This window comes from Yoonia sp. GPGPB17 (assembly GCF_037892195.1).
Classification (GTDB): domain Bacteria; phylum Pseudomonadota; class Alphaproteobacteria; order Rhodobacterales; family Rhodobacteraceae; genus Yoonia.
This window is the reverse complement of the sequence record NZ_JATACI010000002.1, coordinates 894,170-915,965: the sequence shown is the minus strand read 5'-3', so window position 1 is coordinate 915,965 and position 21,796 is coordinate 894,170. Positions and strand designations below refer to the sequence as shown.

The window sequence follows — 21,796 nt, the reverse complement described above, 5'->3', positions numbered from 1 at the left end:
TTATGACGGCATATACCGAGCTGATGCAATTCCAGCGCGAAACTGAGGCATTGGGCCAGATCGCGGGCCGTTTGGGCTGGGATCAGGAAACGATGATGCCAGACGGGGCAACACCGCAGCGCGCGGAGGAGCATGGGGCGATGGCAAACATCCTGCATGCCCGCCGGATTGACCCGCGTGTCGGTGATTGGCTGGCAGCGGCAAAACCTGCCGATGATGTCGCAAAGGCAAATCTACGCCATATCAAACGCGACTTTGAACGGACTGCCAAGGTGCCCGCGGCGCTGGCTGCTGAACTTGCCAAAACGACATCACTGGCCCATCGGGTCTGGGCGCAGGCGCGTGCGGATGAAGATGTCGCGGCGTTTCTGCCGATGTTGCAAAAGGTGGTCGATTTGCGCCGGGAAGAGGCCGCAGCGGTTGCTGGCAACACAGATACTTACGACGCTTTGCTGGATGACTATGAACCGGGTGCGACGGGGGAAAGCCTTAGTACCATGTTTGCAGCGTTGCGCCCCCGTTTGGTGGCGTTGCGGGCGGCTATTCTGGACCGACCGGCGCCGCAAGCCTTGTCCGGTGCGTTTGATGAGGCAGCACAGCTAGCGATCTCGGAAAAGCTGGCGTTGGCATTTGGCTATAATGTTGATCATGGGCGCATTGATAAGGCGGTGCACCCGTTTTCTTCGGGGTCCGGCCTTGATGTGCGGATCACGACGCGCACAAACGCCGCGGATCCGTTCAACTGCTTTTATTCAACCATTCACGAGGTTGGGCATGCGGCCTATGAGCAGGGGATTGACGAAGCGCATCTGCTCACGCCATTGGGGCGGGGTGTCTCAATGGGCGTGCACGAAAGCCAAAGCCGCATCTACGAAAATCAACTTGGGCGCAGTCGTGCCTTCACCGGATGGCTTTACGGGCAAATGCGCGATCAGTTTGGTGATTTTGGAATCGCCGGTGAAGATGCGTTCTTTGCCACGGTGAACCGGGTCAGCGATGGGTTTATCCGCACTGAGGCCGATGAAGTGCAATACAACTTGCATGTCCTGCTGCGTTTCGATCTGGAGCGCGCATTGATGTCGGGCGATCTGGCGGTAAATGACCTGGAGGCTGCCTGGAATGACCGGTTTGCGGCTGATTTCGGGTATGCCGTCGACAGACCTTCAAACGGTGTCTTGCAGGATGTGCATTGGTCCGAAGGCCTGTTTGGTTATTTCCCGACCTATACGTTGGGCAATGTCTATGCTGGTTGCCTGCACGTGGCCTTGCGGGAGGCTGTCCCGGAGTTGGATGGTGATCTGGCCCGCGGGGATACTTCAAAGGCGACAGGCTGGTTGCGAGAGAATTTGCAGCAGTTTGGAGGATTACGAACGCCGGTTGAGACAATTGCCCATGCGACCGGAACAAGCCCAGATGAAGAACCGCTGTTGGACTATCTTGAGGATAAGTTTGGCGGGATTTATGGGTTGTGACGGCTTGATCGCCTCTGGCGAACGTTTGACTGAACAAAGAACGATCAAGACCAATCCGGCTTTCGTTTTTCCAAGAAAGCATTGATGCCTTCGTTTGTGTCATCAACCAGCATGTTTTGCACCATAATGTCACCGGCGTAGGCGTAAGCCTCTGCCGTTGTCATCTGGGCTTGCGTATAAAACGCTTGCTTGCCGAGCTTCACGGCCGAGGCCAGTTTCCCAGCGATGCTTTGCGCGATCTCGGCTGTCTCGCGCGATAGCGCATCAGAATGGACACTGCGGTTGATAAGCCCAAGGTCCTGTGCCTCGCGCGCGCTGATAAAGCGGCCGGTTGTCAGCATTTCAAATGCGGCCTTGCGATGAATGTTCCGGGTCAGCGCCACCATAGGTGTTGAGCAGAAAAGTCCGATGTTTACCCCATTCACCCCAAACCGGGTTTCGTCGTCCGCGATGGCCAGATCACAGGTGGCAACCAACTGGCACCCGGCAGCTGTTGCGATGCCGTGCACCTGCGCGATCACAGGTTGCGGCATGGATTGGATGCACTGCATCATCGCAGCACAACGGTCAAAAAGACCCTTGAAATAGGCCGCGCCACCATCCCGGGCCTGACGCCCGGCCTGCATCTCTTTCAGATCATGCCCGGCGCAGAAGGCTTTGCCGGTGCCACGCAGCACCACAGCGCGGACAGTGTTGTCTTCTGCAATGTCGTCGAACGTCTGATGCAAAGCGGCCAACATGTCATCTGACAGGGCATTCAGCCGTTCCGGGGCATTCATCGTCAGTGTGGCGACCGACGCTGCGTCGTCTCTAAGAAGGATTGTCATGTTCCGACTCTCATGTTGATCTGCGGGCAGACTATGCGGGAGTGCGTGAATATGGAACCAAAGATGGATATTGCTGCACTTCAGGCTTTTGTCGCACGCGAGTTTCCACAGCTGGGCGATGATTTCCTGATTGAAACCCTGACCGAGGAGGGTGTCACTGTCCGCTTACGGGTGGCGGACCGTCATTTGCGTCCGGGCGGCACTGTATCCGGCCCGTCAATGTTTTCATTGGCAGATGTTAGCGTCTATCTGGCGATCCTTGCGCGGATCGGGCCTGTCGCACTGGCCGTTACCACCAATTGCAGCATTGATTTCATGCGTAAACCTGCAGCAAAGGCCGACCTGATCTGTCATACACGTTTGTTAAAGCTCGGGCGTGTTCTGGCTGTCGGTGACGTGATGATCTTCAGCGAGGGGCAAACAGAACCGGTTGCGCGGGCTGGCCTGACCTATTCGATCCCCAAAAGCGCATAACAACTTCTGTTTGGCCGAATTGAAACTTCGGTGTACGGTGTAGGCTCATTTAGAGTCTATATTTTTTAGGAGTTTTATTATGGCCGAAGCGTCACTTGGTACCGTGCAGCCATCCGCGGATTTCACAGCAGAAATTGAAAAGGCCGAAGCCTTCCTGCGCAGCAGGGTTGAAGGTGAGTTGCTTATAGGGATGCAGGAAAATCCGGTAAAGCGAAACACGTAAGGCCGGTTTTGAAGTGCCCGAAGAGTTTGAATCTGAATTCAATGACATGTTTGCCGTCACGATCATGCCTGATCTGGCGATGGCGAAATCTTCGTTGGAGCAGGAGCTTTTGAGCTGGCCTTCCGCTAAATGCTCGGCCTGTACGATTGTCGTTTGGGCGGTTGCCGGTGCGATCGTGGTTGTTGGTGGTGTTGCGCTGGCCAGTCTGACCACAACATCCGGCTGTGTTGTCGCACTGGCGCAGCTGGTTGGCTGCACCGCCAAAGTGGCACTGCTCTTTATTCAGGGGCTTGGCGCCTATGTTGCAAAAGGGGTGAGCGAAGTCGCTGGAGCGATTTGTACCTGGACCGGCGCGTGCTAGGTGCAAGCTTTACTTAGTAGGTTAGTGGGGTATTTTAATACCTAATTTACAAGTCGCTGATAATGAACAACTTTCTGGGGTGTACTGCACTTGACTGTGTTAGTGCGCCCTTTATAAGGCCCCAATCGCATGACACGTGGTGCAAACCACTCCAAACTTTTGGTGACCTATGAAAACCTTTACCGCAACTCCTGCGGATATCGACAAGAAATGGATCCTGATCGACGCTGAAGGCGTAGTTCTGGGCCGTCTCGCTTCGATCATCGCAATGCGCTTGCGCGGCAAGCACAAGCCATCCTTCACGCCGCACATGGATATGGGCGACAACGTGATCGTCATCAACGCAGAAAAGGTCCAGATGACCGGCAAAAAGCGTGATGAAAAGTATTACTGGCACACCGGTCACCCCGGTGGCATCAAAGAAAAAACCAAGGCTGACATCCTTGAAGGTGCGCATCCCGAGCGCGTCATCATGAAAGCCGTCCAGCGCATGCTGCCCGGTGGCAAGCTGTCACGCCAGCAAATGACTCACCTGCGCGTTTTCGCTGGCACAGAGCACGGTATGGACGCCCAAAAGCCTGAAGTTCTGGATGTTGCATCCATGAACAAAAAGAACACGAGGACTGCATAATGGCCGATCAAGTAAACTCGCTCGAAGAGCTGGGCCAAGTCGCTGAAGGTGTGGAAGCTGCACCAGAAGCTGTGGTTGAAACTGCGCCTGCACGCGAACCTGTGCGCGATGAACTGGGCCGCTCTTATGCGACTGGTAAGCGGAAAGATGCGGTTGCCCGCGTTTGGATCAAGCCGGGTTCCGGTAAGGTCACAGTGAACGGCAAGGACATGGACACATACTTCGCCCGTCCAGTTTTGCAGATGATCCTGCGTCAGCCGTTCCAGGTTGCTGGTGTTGTTGATCAGTTCGATGTCATGGCAACGGTTGCCGGTGGTGGCCTGTCTGGTCAGGCCGGTGCGGTTAAGCACGGTGTCTCTAAGGCGCTGCAGCTTTACGATCCGTCTTTGCGCGGTGCTTTGAAAGCGGCGGGCTTCCTGACACGCGACAGCCGTGTCGTTGAGCGTAAGAAGTACGGTAAGCGCAAAGCGCGCCGTAGCTTCCAGTTCTCCAAGCGTTAATCGCTGGACCACAGATCAAATTGCAAAGGGCGCCCCGGTTGGAGCGCCCTTTTTCAATCACATCACATTAAACATAAACCGCAGCGTCACCGGTGACACGCGGGTGATTGAATCCAGGCTTGCCAGTTCCTGCAACACATCAACGCCCGCATCGACACCAAGGTCTTCTGTGCTGAGGTAGGTCGCTGTATTTGTGCTGGCCATGACCTGACTATCGCTGACACGCAGAATGAACATGTCAAGAAAGACGGGGATGTCTTCACCAAAGAACGACAGATCGCCGTCAACCTCCATCGTCATGCTTTCACCAACACCAAGTCCCTCCAGTGCAGCCATGTCGACCTGTGCAGAGAGGCCCGCGGTCGTCACACCCGCAAAGACATGTTCACCCATCCGTTCGTCGCGGATTTCGATGTTGGTGTTGACCGATGTCAGGTCAATTTCGACGTTTACCATGCCATCGCTGCTAACCGAGCCTGAAAGGCCCGAAAACACATGCGCCTCTCCGGCAAAATCGTTCTTGATCGACCCGAACGAGACAACCGATGACGCCGGATCCAGTGTCCAATCAGCGGCAAATGCAGGCGCGGCGGCCAAGATGCATGCGGCTGTTGTTGTCTTTAAGAATTTCATTGTTGTTCTCCTCCAGCAATTGATTAGCCTGCGTTGGATGCAGGACTTGCTAGGATGACACGCGGCGACCAGGTTTTATTCGGATGAAAGGTGCTGAAAAATCTGCAGCGGCAATGGGGCAGGCCATTGTGCCGCACCTGCCGATGATTTGGCGCTTTGCCTTGTCGCTGTCGCGCAAGCGTGATGTGGCGGATGATCTGGTGCAGGCGACCTGTGTGCGTGCCATCGAAAAGCATCACCAATTTGACGGAACAGGTCGGCTGGAAGCATGGTGCCTGACGATTTGCAGATCTATCTGGCTGAATCAGGTCCGAGGACAAGCTGTGCGCGCAGCCAGTGCAATTGACACGGTACCTGAGGCCGAGTTGCGCGCGATTATTCCCGATCAAGAGTCGAATATTTTCGCCGCTGAGGTGTTATCACAAGTAATGAAACTGCCTCTGGCGCAGCGCGAAGTGGTATTTCTCGTCTATGTTGAAGGATTTCGCTATTCGGAAGCGGCGCAGATGTTGGACATTCCGATTGGCACGGTAATGAGCCGTCTGGCTGCCGTGCGCGGGAAATTAAAGTGGATGCAGAATGAAAGCGCTCAAGCGCAGCAAAAGGGCGAAGCATGACGTGGACTGACAAAGACCTACAAGCCTACCTCGCGGGTGATGCGGACCCGGATATGGCGGCGGCGATAGAGACCGCACTGATCGCCGACACCCTTCTTGAAGACCGCCTTATGGCGCTCGATCCATTGGCGTCACAAATCGCCGGTGCCGCGCAGCTGATTGCGGGGCCGACGGACGGACAGGTTGATGTGTGGGCGCAGCCACCGATCGCACCCCCTCGTATGGGCCGGTTTGGATGGCGGCATATGGCGGTCTCGGCAGTGATTGGTGTATTCGCGGCATCAGCGGTTTGGTTTGTCGCAGATGTAGCAAGTGAGCCCGATTGGCGCGCCGAGGTTGCGACATATCAGGCGCTTTACAGCGCTCAGACGATAGCAAACATTGCGTTTGATGATGCCGCAATTGATCAGCAAATTGCGGATCTGGCTGTGCGCACTGGTTTCGACGACCTTCGGCAAGTGACTGATAGCATTGACAATATGCAACTCTTACGCGGTCAAATTCTTGCTTTTGAGGGGCAACCCTTGGCCCAGATCGTTTTCATGACATCAGATGGCTCACCTGTGGCGCTTTGTGTGATTAAAAAACGAGGAATGGGTGAAGATGCAGCGATCCATATGAAAAACCGCTCTGGTCTTGCAAGTGCGTCTTTTGAAACGGCACATCATAGCTGGCTTCTGATTGGGACGCAGGATAGTGCCTTGATCGCTGGAACAGCCCGGCGGGTTGTTGCAGAATTGGCAAGCTTATAAGCGCTTTCAATCTACGGGGAATACATCAATGCTTCGATTGCGGAGACCACGATTTCGCCGACTTTGGCGTGCAAGCAAAAAACTGGCCCCTCAGAACCGGATGGGTGACAAATACGTCGCCTGGATCAGTTTTAAACAGCATCATGGGCGTTGGCCATCAAAAAACAAAATGATGTTCAATGATGTGCTTTATCGGTTGAAGACCTCTGATGACATCCGAGATCCATTGCGTGTCTTCGTAACCGACAAAGAGTATGCCAAGCAGCACATCATGGCGGTCGTCGGGGACAAATATAATGTGCCGACAATCGCGGTCCTGCATAGCAAACAAGAGGTCGCAGCGTTTGCGTTCCCTGACACATGTTGCATCAAGGCGACCCATGGATGCGGTCAGGTTATTCTGCGCCAAAACGGTGAGGCGATAGATCGCGACGAGATACAAGGCTGGTTTGATGTGAACTACTACCGGAACGGAAGAGAAGAGAACTACCGCTACCTGAAACCTAAAGTCATCGTTGAACCTTTGATTTTTGGCATTGTCGATCCGCCTGAGTTCAAGTTTTTCTGCTGGAACGGCGATCCGAGGTTTGTGCGCGCTGTCTTTGGGCCGCCTGAAAACGTGCAACGCGCATTGTTTGATATGAACTGGACGGATTTGGATTATGGGCTGAAGTATCCGAAGGCTGAAATCTTGCCGCCGCGCCCTGAAACCTTCGATGAAATGAAATCTGTTGTCGCAAAATTGGCAGAAGGGTTTCGGGGGATTATACGTATCGATCTTTACTCGGATGGCCAAACGATCCGGGTTGGTGAACTGACGAATATCAACAGCAATGCCACATCACGCTTCACGCCACCTTCAGCAGAAGAAGAAGCGTCCGCATTTTTCTTTGGGAGCGGCACCTGACCTAATCGAGTTGATAGGTCAGCCTGATCCCCAAAGTTTCAATGCCCGGATTTGTCTCCGACGCATTGGCGTTCGAACGATGGTCAAAGAAAACGGACAGGCTGCCGGTATCACCAAAATTCACCCCTGCACCCAGTGAGCCGCGCCATTGGAGTGGAAACCCAAGATCAGGGCCATCGCCGCGCACATAGATGCCCGGCATGAGAGAAAGCTCGATGAATATCGGGCTATCGCTGATCCGCTCGGTTGACCATTTGCCGCCAGCGCCAAACCAAAAGTCGTTGTCCGTCGTCAAACTGGCCCCGACGGTGGGCTGAACCGCACCATAGCGTTTTGGCATGTCATAGCTGATGAAAATCTCTTCACCGATATCGTCTTCCTGAAAATACGTGTCGCCATACTGGATATGGACACGCTCAGGCGCCTGGGATTGCTGAAAGCAATCGGTGGGGCAATCGTTGAGGTAGGTATCCGTGCCACCTAGGATGAAAAAGAACACGGCAAATCGACTATCCATTTGTTATCTCTTAGTTATCTGGCGCAATCAAACCCAGCCCGCGCAGGTAAATGCCAATGCCCGATTCGAGCAAGTCTTCAGGTGGAAACGGGCTTTGCGTGCCGGGGTTGGAGCGGGCGAAAAGTTCAACCACACCGTGCGACAGCGCCCAGATATGTGCGCTGAACATCTGCGGGGGCGGGCGTTTTTCGGCTGGAATATGCTGCGACAGCTCTTCTGCCGCTTTCTCCAAGACACCCATTGCGCGGGTTGCGACCGCGTTGAGTTCGGGCGTGCGGTTGATCGAGATACCCGATTCAAACATGGCAATGTAGTAGCCGGGGTATTTACGGGCGAAGGCAAGATAAGCGCGGCCCGTGGATTCAAATGCTGCCAAAGCGGATGGCTGTCCGCCGCCATAGGCATGTTCCATCAGATCGCCGAACATCTCATACCCTTGATGCGCCGCAGCCGCGATCAAATCCTCGCGTCCTTCAAAGTGGCGGTAAACTGCGGCAGGGGTCACACCGGCCTCGCGTGCCGCCTCTGACAGGGTAAAGCCGGTCGGTCCGCGCTTTTCGATCAGCGTCAGACAGCCGTTAATCAGCGCCTCGCGCAGATTGCCGTGATGATAACCGCGTTTAGGCATGCCAGAGGTCGGGGCCCCCCAGCACATTTTCATCAAGCGGCGCGAGGGCAGATTTGTCGTAGGGGTCGTACCCCAACCGACCCAGAATATGGCGGATCACCTGAACCCGCGCCCGGCGTTTGTCGTCTGACCGCACAATCGTCCATGGCGCGACCTGGCTATGGGTCCGTTCAAGCATTTCGCCGATGGCATCGGTGTATTCATCCCATTTGGCCAGCCCTTCAACGTCGATCCAGCTGAGTTTCCACTGCTTGAGCGGGTCCTTTTCGCGGTCCAGAAAGCGTTTCAATTGGGTTGCGCGCCCGACATTGAGCCAGATTTTGACCAGTTTGATCCCTTCATTCACCAACATATCCTCAAACTCGGGCGTTTGCGCGAACCAGCGTTCCCGTTGATCTGCTGTGCAGAACCCAAAGACATGTTCAACCACACCGCGATTGTACCAGCTGCGGTCAAAGATCGTAATCTCGCCCTTCGCGGGCAGGTGGGCGATGTAGCGTTGGAAGTACCACTGGTCGGCCTCGACATCTGTGGGTTTTGACAGGGCGACAAGTTTCGCGCCGCGTGGATTAAGGTTGGCGCGCAAGCGTTTGATTGTGCCACCTTTTCCTGCTGCATCACGACCTTCAAAGACGATGGCAATACGTTGTCCCGTTTCCCGCGCCCAAGCCTGCATGCGCACCAGTTCAATCTGCAGGTCGGCCAGCGCCTTGTCGTATTCGCTGCGCTTCCAGCGACTGTCATAGGGGTAGTCGGGGTTGGCGATGTCGCCCTTTTTTGCTGTTTTCACAGTGGCACGCACATCTTCCGGGGCGTCTTCGGTGAAATAGCGGGTGATCCCGCCATCAAAGGGTAAATCCATGAAAACTCTCCCGAACTTCTTGGACAATATATGGGGGCTATTCCACCAAAGCGCAATTCATATGCCGCTGTGCCTATCGGTTTGCTTTGCTTGCGGCGCGGTCGATGGCCGCAACGGCCGCCTCTGGGTTGGCGTGATGCGGCATGTGGCCGACGCCGGGCAGGCGGACTGTGTTCACCTGCGGTACGATCTTGGCGATCTCTTCGGCATGAATATGGATGGGGACGGTTGTATCTTCTTCACCGTGTATAATTTCGATCGGAAGGGTGAGTTCCGGATACCTTTTCGACAGCTCCACCACATGCGGACGAGAGGTGTTCACTTGCCGCGCGTTCGCGCGCATGCTGCCGGGCCGCAAGGTCAGACCTGCACCGATATAGTCGGCATAGCCGTCCGGTGGGCTTTGTGGCGCGAAGGTCGCCTCGATGCTGCTGTCGACAAGCGACGGTGGGACAAAAGCAGAGATTGCGGGGATCGTGACAACCCCGCCAATGGCACTCCCATTCACGGTGTAGTAGCGGTCCAACTCACCGGGCCATGGCATTGTCACCCCTGCAAAAGACACAACACCTCGGGCGTTCACGGGGCTGTCTTTGTCCAACCCGGCGACGGCCCAGGCGTATGACACGATCCCGCCAAAGCTGTGTCCCGCGACAATCGGATCGGTGATCCCGATCTTTTCCGCAGCTTCACGCAACATTGCCGCTTGTGCCTGCGGGCTGTCGCCCTCGGTCGCGGTCAGACCCTTGGCAACACCAGGCACCCTGTCAGTATAGCCCAAACCGGGGCGGTCAAAGGCGGTGACTGTGTAGCGGTCTGTCAACCGGCCCATCAGATCAAAGGTAAACTCGCGCAGATTGCCACCGGCCCCATGCAGCAGGATCACATGGGGGCCGCTGCCTTGTTGAACGTAATGCACCTGACCGCCGGTGACCTCGACAAATTGCCCGATCGGGGAAAGGCTGTCTCGGCCTGAGATGCGCGGTATTGCGCTGTCAGCCCCGTGGCCAACGCGCCAAGTCCAATAACAACAGTGAGTGTCTTAAACGCCAATTTTATCCAACTCAAAATGCGTGGTCTGGTAGATTTCGTTGATCCAGTTTCCATATAGAAGATGTGCGTGGCTTCTCCACCTATTTTGTGGCTGTGCCGTGGGGTCATCCTCCGGATAATAGTTCATTGGCACATTTATAGGCGTTCCGTTGCTGATATCGCGGTCATACTCCTGCTTGAGCGTGCCACTGTCGTATTCGAAGTGATTGAAGATATAGAGCGCGCGATGCGCCTGATCCTCGACCAGCGCTTAAGCCCCGCATCGTCACTGGTGATCAGCGTTGTCAGCCCGCCTGCTGCATCAATCTCATCCTGCCGCATTTCGGTCCAGCGGCTGACAGGGATCACGCAATCGTCAGAGAACCCGCGCAGATAAGGTGAGGCCGGGGCGGTGTTCCGATGACGGAAACAGCCGAAGGCCTTGTGATCCAGCATGTGCTTTTTCACGCCGTGGAAGTAGTTGATCATCGCCATCCCGCCCCAGCAAACGCCGAAGGTGGAATGCACGTTTGTTTGGGTCCAGTCAAAGACCTCGGTCAGCTCTTGCCAGTAGGTGACATCTTCAAACGGCAAATGCTCAATCGGTGCACCGGTGATGATCAGCCCATCGAATTTTTCGCCCTTCACGTCCGAAAAGGGGCGATAGAACTCCTCCATATGCTCGGCGGCGGTGTTCTTGGTCTGATGCTCGGACATCCGTATTAAGGACAGTTCGATCTGCAAGGGCGTCGCCCCGATCAGGCGTGCGAACTGGTTCTCGGTCTGGATCTTCTTGGGCATCAGGTTCAGCAAAGCAATCCGCAGGGGGCGGATATCCTGACGGGCGGCGGTATCTTCATCAAGCACCATGACGCCTTCGTGCGACAGAACGTCATAGGCGGGCAGGGCGGAGGGCAGTTTAATCGGCATCGGTTTTATCCTGATAGGAGGGCAGAGATAGGCGGGTTAGCCGCGCATCTCAAGGGCGTCGGCGATCATGCCAACAAAGCCCTCCGTATCTTTGACCTGTGCGACGGCCGATTGGGGTACCGTAATGCCCCATTTATCTGCCATCGCTTTATAGCGCGGTTGGCGATGTGCCAGCGCCTTGGCAAAGGCCCAGCGGATGAAATCATCCGGGTTCACCTTGTTGGCTGTCACGTTGAATTCAGTCAAATAGGCGTGCCAGGTGGCCAGCAGGAAGGCCGGGTCATAAGACATCGGCTTGGGTTCCTGATCAAAGCGACGGATCAGCTCGGCAGTGTGTTCTTCTGTGCCTTCGATCCACACCATCAGGGTTTTCGCAGCCAGATCCGTCATGATTGGGTCGTTGGCATCGTTCACATCAACCCATTCACAGATCGATCCGCCGGTGTCGCAGACGAAATGCGGGTACTGGTACAGGCGGTTTGAGCGTTCGATGAAGTGCCCTGTATCATGCAGTGCGGCAATCTCGGCCTGTTGAAACAGGTCCTGACGGCGCGTGTACTCATCCCATGGCAAGCCACCCAGTTCAGGATCACCCGGCTTGCCCAGATAGGATGACATCGGGCGCAGATCGTTGAACGAGATGTTGGAACCAATGTAGATACTGTCAGAGCGCAACAAATCCCGCAGGAACGGCACCTTCATCGCCTCACGTTTGGCGTTGTCTGCGATGAGCTCTCCCATGTAGCGCGTCCCGATCCGGTAATCGATGGAATAGTGGAACCAGTCACCGGTATTGCGCAGCATGTTCGACAGATATGTCTTGCCCAAGCCAGACATGGCAAAAAGCAGAACACGTTTCTGCGGCGCGTTACGCCAGTCTGATGCAGATGCATAAATCATGGTGCTGTGGGTAGCGGCCCGCTGGCATGTTTTCCAGTGGTTTTTGCATGGCTTATGCGATCAAAACGGAGCCGGTGCTTTCACGCACCGGACACGGTCTGCAATGCCGCAAGTCAAACGTCAATGCCAGTGGGTTATCAGTTCAAGACACTCGGCCAGTTGGCATCAGCCGCCATGATATGCGCCGGAATGTCACGTTCCCACCGACGGCGCACGCTGGTTGAAAAGTTCAGGTAGAGCTTGTCATCAACAATCGACCACGCCTCTGGCACCGTTGATGCGGTATAGCCCTGGCTGACCGCATAGGCGCAATAGCCACCATATTGTGGCGCATAAGCCACCGGGTCAGCGGCAAAGAGATCGCGGTTTTCTTCGGACGAGAAGCGCCATGTGACGCCCATGTAGTCGTGGGTGACGGTGTCATTGCCAGCAACAGGTTTGCCTTCGGTGAAGTAGGCGACAACGTCAGATCCATCCACGGCGATACCGCTTTCGTTGTAGACTTCCGGTGTTGCCGCGAGTGCACGCAGGGGGACGGCAGCGGCGGCAGGCACGATCAAGGCGACGGATAGCAGTTGACGACGAGAGAGGGTCATAGGGTCATACTCCGAGGGTCAGTGAATTTGCAAAGGCCCGCCAGCACTGGCGGATCTTTGATTGAGCGGTTCCGCTTAAGCCAGAACACCGGGCCAGTTGGCATCTGCCTTGGCGATATTGCCGGGCACATCTTCCAACCAGAAGCCCTGCACTTGCAGCGAAAAGTTCAGATACAGCTTGTCATCAACGATACGCCATGCCTCGGGTACGGTGGTGGCAATGCCGCCCCGGCTGACAGCAAAGGCACAGTAACCGCCGTATTGCGGGGCGTAGGCCTCGGGGTTAGCGGCAAAAAGATCGCGGTTTTCTTCTGACGAGAAGCGCCATGTGACGCCCAGATAGTCATGGGTGATGGCTGCATCACCCACAACAGGCTTGCCTTCGGTGAAGTAGGCGACAACGTCTGATCCGTCGACGGCAATGCCATCTTCATTGTAGACTTCGGGCGACGCAGCCATGGCGCGGGGCGCGAGGGCTGCGGCGGCTGGAACGGCAAGGGCGAGGGTGAAAAGGCTGCGGCGTATGAGGTTCATAGGATGTCTCCGGGATCGGGTGTTTGGGTTGCGTTGATCCCAAATGGGGCAATCTGGCGCGCAAAAGCTAGAGGCCACACAGACATGTGACCTTTCGTTGCAAAGACGTTCGGGGTGGATGGAGCGCTAGCTGTGGATCGCGGAGAATGGGATATTGTTTTGTTGATGGCGCGTAATCATCCGGCTGATCCGCTTGCTCCGCTCAATTGGCCGGGCGGGTTCTGATGTGTCTTCCAGAATGTTGGGAAAGATCGCCAGCAATTCTATAAGCGCCTCATCTGGCAACGCTTTTATGGCATTTGGCCCTGATAGAAGCGTCTCGCTCGGAATGCCCTCTGCATAGATGATGTCGTGCTGGTCGGTCATCAGATGATGGTAGGTCACAGGTTCATCCTGCTCTTCGACAAAGACGCCGGGCAGCTCGGTCAGTTTGATTGCTGGCACCAGAATTTCATTGCTGCCGAACATGCGTTCACAAACCGCAGATGAAACAACCATCCGATGTTGACGTGACACCAAAAGATCGCGGGCAGGGGCATTTACGCCCATTGAACCCGCCAAAAATCGCACCGGCGCCAGTTTCCCAGCCGCTGTGACCTGGCTTTTGCCGATCCAGCGGATGGGTTGCAGGCCATGGTCCCGCGTTTCAACCAGCTCTCCGATCGCGAGGCTTTCAATTGGGCGCGGTCCGTGTTCGGTTTCGATCAGCGTTCCGCCGACGTAACATGTCACAAAGTCCCAGGTTTCACGGTTTCCGGAAAGCCCCGAAAACGACGCGCCATTCACTGAATCCAGCGTGAGTGACCGAATAGCCAATGCTTCCAATGCGGCTTGATCCGTATTGGCCGAGAATTCGGGGGCCCAATACGTATTCCCTGCCGTATCTTGAAAGACGACCGCAGTTACCGTTGCTGTCGTACCGTCAATATAGGTGATTGTCGCATCGTAGATTACTGCTGAGTCGAATGTCTGATTGGGGCCGCCATCAATCGTGAAAGACTCTGCTTAAGCGCGTTGTCCTGATCGTAGGCTGTTCCCGTACCACCCCCAAAGCCGCCGGTGCCAGGCGCCAGTGAAACAGCATCATTCAATAGCGCGTCGTTAACCCCGCCAAAGGTGAGCCCCACCAGAGCCCCAGCATTCTCGGCAAGAGTGTTGCCTTCCGTTGTGTCGATATCAGCTAAGACGCCTAGACTAAAAACATTGAATGTTGTTGGCATACTATTGAACTCTTAATACTACCTGCTGTCGTTAGCCCCCGCAGCCATTGCAAGTTACCCTACAAATTTCAAGACTTCTATAACGTTTTCGCACATCTTGCAAAGTTGGCTATGTACCGCGCCAAATCCACCCGCCACCCAAGATGCGCGTGGTCTCTTGATCATAGAAGACGCAGGCTTGCCCCGGGGATACACCTTGTTCGGCGACCAGCAACTCAACCTCGGCCTCAGTCTCTGAGATCGGGCGCAGAACAGCATCTGTGGGTGGCCGTGTTGAGCGCACACGCACCGCGATGTTGCGTTCAGCAACATCCATCAGTTTGCCCCCGCCGATCCAGTTGATCTCACGGATCGGCACACGGCGTGTTGCAAGTAGGCCTTTGGAGCCAACGATGACCTGTTTTTGGTCAACGTCGAGCTTCACCACATACAGCGGATCGGCCAAACCGCCGATCCCCAGACCGCGCCGTTGCCCCACGGTGTAGTGGATCACGCCCTTATGCGTACCCAGTACGGTCCCATCCATATCAACGATGTTGCCCGGCTCGGCCGCGCCGGGGCGCAGTTTCTCGATCACGGCTGCATAGTTACCATCAGGCACAAAGCAGATATCCTGGCTGTCAGGTTTGTCCGCCACGCTCAGCCCATATTTTGCGGCAAGCGCGCGGGTTTCTTCCTTTGAGGCGTGATGCCCAAGCGGGAACCTGAGGTAGTCAAGTTGTTCTTGCGTGGTTGAGAACAAAAAGTAACTTTGATCCTTGGTCGGGTCAGCCGCAGAATGCAACTCGGCGCCTGCCACCCCCAGCTTGCGTTGGATATAGTGGCCAGTGGCCATGCAATCAGCATCAAGGTCTTTGGCGGTTTCCAGCAGATCCTTGAATTTCACACGTTCATTGCACCGAATACAAGGCACAGGTGTTGCGCCGCCCAGATAGCTATCGGCGAACTCATCCATGACCGCTTCGCGGAATGTGTTTTCGTAGTCCAGAACGTAATGGGGAAAGCCCATCTCTTCGGCGACGCGGCGGGCGTCATGGATATCGCGACCGGCGCAGCAGGCGCCTTTTTTGGCAAGCGCCGCGCCGTGATCGTATAACTGCAAGGTGACGCCGACCACATCATAGCCCTCTTCGGCCAGTTTTGCGGCCACAACAGAACTGTCGACGCCGCCAGACATGGCAACGACAACACGCGTCTGCGCAGGTGGTTTTGCAAAGCCGAGCGAGTTCAGCGGCGAATCAAGTGACATTGGATTTTCCCGGAAACGGCGGATTCGCTTAGAAATATAGGAAAATGCAACGCACTCTCAAGGGGCAGCTACACCAGTCATTAAGTCCTTCATCCGATATTTATCGTCGGAGTGAGATAAAAAGGGGTGCAAAGATGTATTTACGTAAAGTCGAAGGACCAAGATCGGTGACCTTGCCAGATGGAACAGTCATGACGCGGGCGGACTTGCCCAGCGAAAAAACACGGCGGTGGGTGGCGTCGCGCAAGGCGGCCGTGGTGCGCGCGGTGAATGCCGGGCTGATACAACGCAAGGAAGCATTGGAACGATATGCGTTGTCTGATGAAGAGTTTTCTGAATGGGAAACCGCTGTTGACCAGCACGGTGAAGCCGCACTTAAGGCAACATCGCTGCAACGCTATAGACAACCATAGGTGGTAGAGTGCATAAGTGCTATGGGGGTAACGGCTAATTAACCTTTCTTGGTTTAGGTTAACGCACCGAACTCAGAGCGGAGCATACCAATGCGAGTCCTACTTGTTGAAGACGACCCGACGACATCCAAAAGCATCGAACTGATGCTGACCCATGCCAACCTAAACGTCTATGCAACCGATATGGGGGAAGAAGGGATCGATCTTGCGAAATTGTATGATTACGATCTTATTCTGCTCGATATCAATTTGCCCGACATGAACGGACATGAAGTGCTGCGCCAGCTGCGTCTCAGCCGTATTGATACGCCGATATTGATCCTCTCAGGGGATGATGGAACAGAAAGCAAGCTGAAAGGCTTTGGTTTTGGGGCAGATGATTATCTGACAAAACCGTTTCACCGTGAAGAACTCGTGGCGCGCATCCATGCGATTATCCGTCGCTCGAAAGGGCACGCCCAATCAATCATTAAGACAGGCCAGATTGCCGTGAATCTGGATGCCAAAACTGTGGAGGTTGAAGGCAGTACGGTGCATCTGACCGGTAAAGAATACCAGATGCTGGAATTGCTGAGCCTGCGTAAGGGCACAACTTTGACGAAAGAGATGTTTCTCAACCACTTATATGGCGGCATGGATGAGCCCGAGTTGAAGATCATCGACGTGTTCATCTGTAAGCTGCGGAAAAAGCTGAGCGAGGCGACGATGGGCGAAAACTACATCGAAACGGTATGGGGGCGCGGCTATGTGCTGCGCGATCCTGAGCCTGCTTCGGGACAGGAGCCTATGGCGATTGGGGCTTGACGGTTTCGTTTGCGATAATGCCACATCGAAAGGTGAAGCTGGACGTCGCGAGGTTGCCCGCATAATTATGACGTAAACTCCCCAAAACGGGGCGTCAGAATGCGGGGGGCCGTCGTGGTTCAACTAAGCGAAGCAAAACATCCCCAAACTGGCAACATTCCTGCCGCGAAATTGACGTCGCAACAAGCGATTGCAGAATTGGCTTGGTTGGCAGAACATCTAACGGAGGCAAACACGGCATACCACCGTGATGATGCCCCCAAGATCAGCGATGCCTCTTATGATGCGCTCAAACGGCGCAATGCTGCGATTGAGACGCAGTTTCCTGACCTGAAACGGCAAGACAGCCCCAGCGATATGATCGGCGGGGCGGTTGCCGAGGGGTTTGGCAAGGTCAGGCATGTGGTGCGCATGCTGTCGCTGGGCAATGCGTTTGATGATGATGATGTGTGGGAATTCGACCAACGGATCCGCAAGTATCTGGGCCTGGATGCGGGGGCGGCGCTGGCTTATACGGCGGAACCCAAGATCGATGGGCTATCCTTGGCACTGCGCTATGAAAATGGAAAACTGGCACAAGCCGCCACGCGCGGTGATGGTGAAACCGGCGAGAATGTAACGGCGAATGCCCGCACCATTGCGGATGTACCTCATGAACTCGCTAAGCGCGCCTGATGTGTTGGAGGTGCGGGGCGAAGTCTATATGAGCCATGACGACTTTGCCGCACTCAACCAGCGGCAGGCAGAAGTCGGCGACAAGACCTTTGCCAATCCGCGCAACGCTGCCGCCGGCTCTTTGCGGCAACTTGACACCCAAATCACAAAGTCGCGCCCGCTCCGGTTCTTTGCTTATGCGTGGGGTGATCTTTCTGCACCACTGGCCGACACACAATCTGGTGCGATTGAACGGTTGGGCGCTTTAGGTTTCTCGATTAACCCATTGACCCAAAAATGTGACGACCCATCAGCGATGATCACCCACTATAAGATGATCGAGGCGCAACGCGCTGATCTGGGTTATGATATTGACGGTGTTGTCTACAAGGTGGACGATCTGGGCCTGCAACGCCGCCTTGGTTTTCGTTCGACCACACCGCGGTGGGCCATCGCACATAAATTTCCGGCGGAATTGGCGTGGACGGTCCTTGAAGCCATCGACATCCAGGTCGGGCGTACCGGGGCTTTGTCGCCGGTTGCGCGCTTACGGCCAGTGACTGTTGGCGGCGTCGTGGTTTCAAACGCGACACTGCACAATGAGGACTACATTGCCGGGCGCGACGGCAACGGTGACCCCATTCGTGAAGGCCGCGATATCAGGGTCGGTGATTGGGTGCAGGTCTATCGCGCGGGTGATGTGATTCCTAAAATCAACGATGTAGATTTGGCGCGGCGACCCGAGGATGCGGTGCCCTATCAGATGCCAAGGCAATGCCCCGAATGTCATTCGGATGCGATCCGGGAAGAAGGTGACGCTGTGCGCCGTTGCACGGGTGGCATTATCTGTCCTGCGCAAGCCGTTGAAAAATTGAAACATTTCGTATCACGCGCTGCCTTTGATATCGAAGGTCTGGGCGCAAAGCAGGTTGAACAGTTTTACACCGACGGCTGGATCAAGACCCCTGCTGATATCTTCTCGCTGCGGGCGCGTTTTGGTGCGGGCATGCAACAGCTCAAAAACCGGGAAGGATGGGGCGATAAAAGTGCATCAAACCTGTTTGATGCGATTGACGAAAAACGCAACATCCCACTGGCTCGGGTGATCTTTTCTTTGGGCATCCGACATGTTGGCGAAAACAGCGCGGCCCTGCTGGCTAATCACTACACGTCATGGGCAGCTTTTGAAGCGGCAATGACCGCGGCGCAGATCGGTGAGGGTGCGGCTTGGGAAGACCTGACAGGTATCGATGGCGTTGGCGCGGTGATGGCCACATCGCTGGTGACCACGATGCAGCAAGAGGCCGAGCGCGCGTCCATCGACCGCTTGATCGCCGAACTTGATGTGCAGGATGCCGAAGCACGCGATACGGATAGCCCGGTGGCTGGCAAAACCGTGGTCTTCACCGGAACGCTGGAGCGCATGACACGGGCAGAGGCCAAGGCCCGCGCGGAAAGTCTGGGTGCCAAAGTGTCGGGGTCGGTCAGTGCCAAAACTGATATTTTGATCGCGGGTCCCGGTGCTGGCTCAAAGGCCAAGAAAGCGGCCGAACTCGGTATTGAAACGATGGACGAAGATACCTGGCTTGCCTTGATCGGCAGCGCATGAGTGGCCGACCCGAAGTCCTGTTCCCGCTTTTTGGCGGGTTGACCAAGCTGGATGGCATCGGGCCCAAGTCATCGCAGACGCTGGAAAACGTGGGCGTGCATAAGCCGCTGGATGTTTTGATGACCTTGCCATTGTCCGGCGTTGACAGGCATAGGCGCGCCAGCATCCGTGAAGTTATTGCCCCCAACGTTGCTACTGTCGAGGTGACGGTTGGGGCGCATCACCCGCCGCGGACGCGCGGGCGTCCGTATCGGGTTCACGTGGAAGATGCCGAAACATCGTTTCAACTGGTGTTTTTCCATGCCCGTGGTGACTATATGCAAAAGCTGCTGCCAACCGGGCAACGGCGCATTGTGTCAGGCAAGGTGGAAATCTTCGATGGGATCGCACAGATTGTGCATCCTGATCATGTTCTGCCAATTGCTGAGGCCGAGGATATACCAGCATTCGAACCGGTTTACCCGCTTCATGCTGGGATCACGCAAAAAGCAATGTGGAAGGCGACGCGCTCTGCCCTTGGTTTGATGCCGGATTTGCCAGAGTGGACTGATCCAGCACTTAAGGCACGCGAGGATTGGCCGGATTGGGCCGAAGCAATGCACAAAGTTCATGGCCCGCAATCAACATCCGATCTGTCGCCGCATGCACCGGCGCGCGAACGGTTGGCTTACGATGAATTATTGGCGCATCAATTGACGCTGGCCTTGGCGCGCACGGCAACGCGCAAGGCCAAAGGGGTTGCCTCACAGGCGACAGGCGTACTCTCTGATAAGGTGCTTGCGTCTTTGCCATATAAGCCCACAGGGGCGCAGCAACGGGCGTTTGCCGAAATCGCGGCGGATCTCGCGACACCTTTGCGCATGAACCGGCTGCTGCAGGGCGATGTTGGCTCTGGCAAGACACTGGTCGCGCTCATGGCCCTGCTCGACGTGGTCGAGGCGGGCGGGCAGGGTGTCATGATGGCCCCGACCGAGATTTTGGCGCGGCAGCATCTGGATGGGCTGCGACCTTTGGCGGACAGCGCGGATGTTACGCTGGAAATCCTGACGGGGCGCGATAAGGGGGCCGGGCGCGCGGCGAAACTGAAAGCGCTGGCTGCGGGTGAGATCAGCATCCTTGTGGGCACCCATGCGGTGTTCCAAAAAGATATTGCATTCAGTGATTTACGACTGGCTGTGATTGATGAACAGCACCGCTTTGGCGTGTCGCAACGGATGGAGTTGGGCGCGAAGGGTCAGGCGGTGGACGTGTTGGTGATGACGGCCACACCCATTCCCCGCTCGCTCGCCTTAGCGCAATACGGCGATATGGATGTGTCGGTTCTAGATGAAAAACCGCCCGGGCGCACGCCAGTGCAGACGGCCTTGGTGTCGGCATCCCGCATGGATGAGGTGGTCGAAAAACTGCGGCACGCGGTGGCCGAAGGGCGGCAGGCTTATTGGGTCTGCCCTTTGGTTGAAGAAAGTGAAATCGTTGATATGACGGCGGCGGAAGAGCGGTTCAAACGGTTGCGCGCCAGTTTGGGCGAGGGCGTTGTCGGTCTGGTCCATGGACAGATGCCCCCGGTCGAGAAAGATGCGGCGATGGCACGGTTTGTCGCAGGCGAGACCAAGGTTCTCGTCGCGACTACCGTGATTGAAGTGGGGGTGAATGTGCCCAATGCCTCAATCATGATGATCGAACATGCGGATCGCTTCGGGCTTGCCCAACTGCACCAGCTGCGGGGCAGGGTGGGACGCGGGGCTTGCAGCTTCCTCTTGTTTGCTGATCTATCAGGCGCCACTCAGTGAAAGCGGGCGGCGGCGGTTGGAGATTTTACGCGAAACCGAGGACGGCTTTCGGATATCCGAAGAAGACCTCGCCATGCGGGGCGCTGGCGATGTCATCGGCACGGCGCAATCGGGCATCCCGCGCTTTCGGATCGCCGATCTTGAACGGCAGGCGGGGCAGATGGCCGTGGCGCAATCGGATGCACGCGCCCTGTTAAATGACGATCCCAAGCTGGAAACGGCACGCGGAAAGGCGGCCAGAACGCTGCTTTGGCTGATGGAACAAGACAAAGCGATTCGTTTGATATCAGTAGGTTAGGGCGTTGGCTCACAAAATGTTCTCAAATGTTCTATAAAAGTTCTTTACATGGCGTTAACAATATGAGAACAAAGTGGCAACAGAACATTGAGGGAACACAAGCTATGGCAGAAGAGATTAGATCCGTAATCGCACGTTCACGCGACACGATTATTGCTGATGCTTTGGGTGTGGCTGCCTTGATGGTCATGTTGATTGTTGGATTAGCTTTGCCCGGGCTGATCTAACCTGCCGGACGATCCCGGCCCGGTCCATCACATTGCCCTGTCCCAAGAATGCAATGCATGATGACCTGCCTGTCTGACGTCCCAAGCGGGGGTTTTGCCTCTCCTCACGGAACACTGGACCGGGCCCTGATCGTTT

The 21,796-nt window shown here is 55.7% G+C and carries 24 protein-coding genes and 3 pseudogenes; 14 read left to right on the top strand and 13 right to left on the bottom strand.

The window, feature by feature from the left end:
• The first annotated feature begins 2 nt into the window (after positions 1-2).
• The gene (locus QTO30_RS04975) at positions 3-1,472 is read left to right on the top strand and encodes a carboxypeptidase M32 (RefSeq protein ID WP_340422912.1); all 1,470 of its coding nucleotides are present in this window, start codon (positions 3-5) and stop codon (positions 1,470-1,472) included.
• Between the two features lie 44 nt (positions 1,473-1,516).
• On the opposite strand, the gene QTO30_RS04970 is transcribed toward QTO30_RS04975, so the two are convergent.
• Positions 1,517-2,329, bottom strand: a complete 813-nt coding sequence (locus QTO30_RS04970) for an enoyl-CoA hydratase (protein WP_340425870.1) — start codon at positions 2,327-2,329, stop codon at positions 1,517-1,519.
• 21 nt (positions 2,330-2,350) lie between these two features.
• Here QTO30_RS04970 and QTO30_RS04965 point away from each other — a divergent pair, with 21 nt between their 5' ends.
• The 5 genes from QTO30_RS04965 to rpsI all read left to right on the top strand — a co-directional run bounded on the left by QTO30_RS04965 (position 2,351) and on the right by rpsI (position 4,488).
• Positions 2,351-2,773, top strand: a complete 423-nt coding sequence (locus tag QTO30_RS04965; RefSeq protein WP_340422911.1) for a PaaI family thioesterase — start codon at positions 2,351-2,353, stop codon at positions 2,771-2,773.
• Positions 2,774-2,852: 79 nt separating this feature from the next.
• Positions 2,853-2,996: a hypothetical protein gene (locus tag QTO30_RS04960; protein WP_340422909.1), complete on the top strand. Its 144-nt coding sequence runs from the start codon at positions 2,853-2,855 to the stop codon at positions 2,994-2,996.
• A gap of 13 nt (positions 2,997-3,009) precedes the next feature.
• The gene (locus QTO30_RS04955) at positions 3,010-3,357 is read left to right on the top strand and encodes a hypothetical protein (RefSeq protein ID WP_340422907.1); all 348 of its coding nucleotides are present in this window, start codon (positions 3,010-3,012) and stop codon (positions 3,355-3,357) included.
• Between the two features lie 169 nt (positions 3,358-3,526).
• Positions 3,527-3,988, top strand: a complete 462-nt coding sequence (rplM, locus tag QTO30_RS04950; RefSeq protein ID WP_340422905.1) for a 50S ribosomal protein L13 — start codon at positions 3,527-3,529, stop codon at positions 3,986-3,988.
• Positions 3,988-4,488, top strand: coding sequence for a 30S ribosomal protein S9 (rpsI, locus tag QTO30_RS04945; RefSeq protein WP_340422903.1), 501 nt, complete (start codon positions 3,988-3,990; stop codon positions 4,486-4,488). Before rplM ends, rpsI begins: the two co-directional genes overlap by 1 nt.
• 57 nt (positions 4,489-4,545) lie before the next feature.
• Here the strand turns inward: rpsI and QTO30_RS04940 are convergent, their stop codons facing one another.
• Positions 4,546-5,121 (bottom strand): YceI family protein, encoded by a 576-nt coding sequence (locus QTO30_RS04940; RefSeq protein WP_340422901.1) that lies wholly within the window; start codon positions 5,119-5,121, stop codon positions 4,546-4,548.
• Between the two features lie 83 nt (positions 5,122-5,204).
• On the opposite strand from QTO30_RS04940, the gene QTO30_RS04935 reads away from it, so the two are divergent.
• The 3 genes from QTO30_RS04935 (at position 5,205) to QTO30_RS04925 (ending at position 7,397) form a co-directional block, all read left to right on the top strand.
• Complete coding sequence (locus QTO30_RS04935; RefSeq protein ID WP_340422899.1) at positions 5,205-5,738, top strand: RNA polymerase sigma factor; 534 nt, start codon at positions 5,205-5,207, stop codon at positions 5,736-5,738.
• Complete coding sequence (locus QTO30_RS04930; protein ID WP_340422897.1) at positions 5,735-6,490, top strand: hypothetical protein; 756 nt, start codon at positions 5,735-5,737, stop codon at positions 6,488-6,490. Before QTO30_RS04935 ends, QTO30_RS04930 begins: the two co-directional genes overlap by 4 nt.
• A 169-nt stretch (positions 6,491-6,659) precedes the next feature.
• Entirely contained in the window at positions 6,660-7,397 is a 738-nt protein-coding gene (locus tag QTO30_RS04925) for an ATP-grasp fold amidoligase family protein (protein ID WP_340422895.1), read from the top strand.
• Between the two features lies 1 nt (position 7,398).
• Here the strand turns inward: QTO30_RS04925 and QTO30_RS04920 are convergent, their stop codons facing one another.
• The 11 genes and pseudogenes from QTO30_RS04920 to mnmA form a co-directional block, all read right to left on the bottom strand.
• Positions 7,399-7,914: an acyloxyacyl hydrolase gene (locus QTO30_RS04920; RefSeq protein ID WP_340422894.1), complete on the bottom strand. Its 516-nt coding sequence runs from the start codon at positions 7,912-7,914 to the stop codon at positions 7,399-7,401.
• 10 nt (positions 7,915-7,924) lie between these two features.
• Positions 7,925-8,542 carry a TetR/AcrR family transcriptional regulator gene (locus QTO30_RS04915; protein WP_340422892.1) on the bottom strand — a complete coding sequence of 206 codons (618 nt, stop codon included), beginning with the start codon at positions 8,540-8,542 and terminating at the stop codon, positions 7,925-7,927.
• Positions 8,535-9,404, bottom strand: coding sequence for a polyphosphate kinase 2 (gene ppk2, locus QTO30_RS04910; RefSeq protein ID WP_340422891.1), 870 nt, complete (start codon positions 9,402-9,404; stop codon positions 8,535-8,537). Before ppk2 ends, QTO30_RS04915 begins: the two co-directional genes overlap by 8 nt.
• Before the next feature lie 73 nt (positions 9,405-9,477).
• Entirely contained in the window at positions 9,478-10,323 is an 846-nt protein-coding gene (locus QTO30_RS04905) for an alpha/beta fold hydrolase (protein ID WP_340422889.1), read from the bottom strand.
• 123 nt (positions 10,324-10,446) lie between these two features.
• Positions 10,447-11,366 (bottom strand): annotated as a pseudogene (gene metA, locus QTO30_RS04900) (homoserine O-acetyltransferase MetA).
• Between the two features lie 36 nt (positions 11,367-11,402).
• Positions 11,403-12,266: an ATPase gene (locus QTO30_RS04895; RefSeq protein ID WP_340422887.1), complete on the bottom strand. Its 864-nt coding sequence runs from the start codon at positions 12,264-12,266 to the stop codon at positions 11,403-11,405.
• 137 nt (positions 12,267-12,403) lie between these two features.
• The gene (locus QTO30_RS04890; protein ID WP_340422886.1) at positions 12,404-12,862 is read right to left on the bottom strand and encodes a YHS domain-containing (seleno)protein; all 459 of its coding nucleotides are present in this window, start codon (positions 12,860-12,862) and stop codon (positions 12,404-12,406) included.
• A 75-nt stretch (positions 12,863-12,937) separates the two neighbouring features.
• A complete protein-coding gene (locus tag QTO30_RS04885) occupies positions 12,938-13,396 on the bottom strand; it encodes a YHS domain-containing (seleno)protein (RefSeq protein WP_340422884.1) in 459 nt (152 codons plus the stop codon).
• A 126-nt stretch (positions 13,397-13,522) separates the two neighbouring features.
• On the bottom strand, positions 13,523-14,221 hold the full coding sequence (locus QTO30_RS04880; protein WP_340422882.1) for a Hint domain-containing protein: 699 nt from the start codon (positions 14,219-14,221) through the stop codon (positions 13,523-13,525).
• Between the two features lie 125 nt (positions 14,222-14,346).
• Positions 14,347-14,616: a hypothetical protein gene (locus QTO30_RS04875; RefSeq protein WP_340422881.1), complete on the bottom strand. Its 270-nt coding sequence runs from the start codon at positions 14,614-14,616 to the stop codon at positions 14,347-14,349.
• Positions 14,617-14,725: 109 nt separating this feature from the next.
• The gene (mnmA, locus tag QTO30_RS04870; protein ID WP_340422880.1) at positions 14,726-15,865 is read right to left on the bottom strand and encodes a tRNA 2-thiouridine(34) synthase MnmA; all 1,140 of its coding nucleotides are present in this window, start codon (positions 15,863-15,865) and stop codon (positions 14,726-14,728) included.
• A gap of 134 nt (positions 15,866-15,999) precedes the next feature.
• Here mnmA and sciP point away from each other — a divergent pair, with 134 nt between their 5' ends.
• The 5 genes and pseudogenes from sciP to QTO30_RS04845 all read left to right on the top strand — a co-directional run bounded on the left by sciP (position 16,000) and on the right by QTO30_RS04845 (position 21,660).
• Positions 16,000-16,278: a CtrA inhibitor SciP gene (gene sciP / locus QTO30_RS04865; protein ID WP_340422878.1), complete on the top strand. Its 279-nt coding sequence runs from the start codon at positions 16,000-16,002 to the stop codon at positions 16,276-16,278.
• Positions 16,279-16,368: 90 nt separating this feature from the next.
• Positions 16,369-17,082, top strand: a complete 714-nt coding sequence (gene ctrA / locus QTO30_RS04860; RefSeq protein WP_340422877.1) for a response regulator transcription factor CtrA — start codon at positions 16,369-16,371, stop codon at positions 17,080-17,082.
• A 99-nt stretch (positions 17,083-17,181) separates the two neighbouring features.
• Positions 17,182-19,345 (top strand): annotated as a pseudogene (gene ligA / locus QTO30_RS04855) (NAD-dependent DNA ligase LigA).
• Positions 19,342-21,433: pseudogene (gene recG / locus QTO30_RS04850) on the top strand (ATP-dependent DNA helicase RecG). Before ligA ends, recG begins: the two co-directional pseudogenes overlap by 4 nt.
• A gap of 104 nt (positions 21,434-21,537) precedes the next feature.
• Entirely contained in the window at positions 21,538-21,660 is a 123-nt protein-coding gene (locus tag QTO30_RS04845) for a hypothetical protein (protein ID WP_340422875.1), read from the top strand.
• Positions 21,661-21,796: the final 136 nt, after the last annotated feature.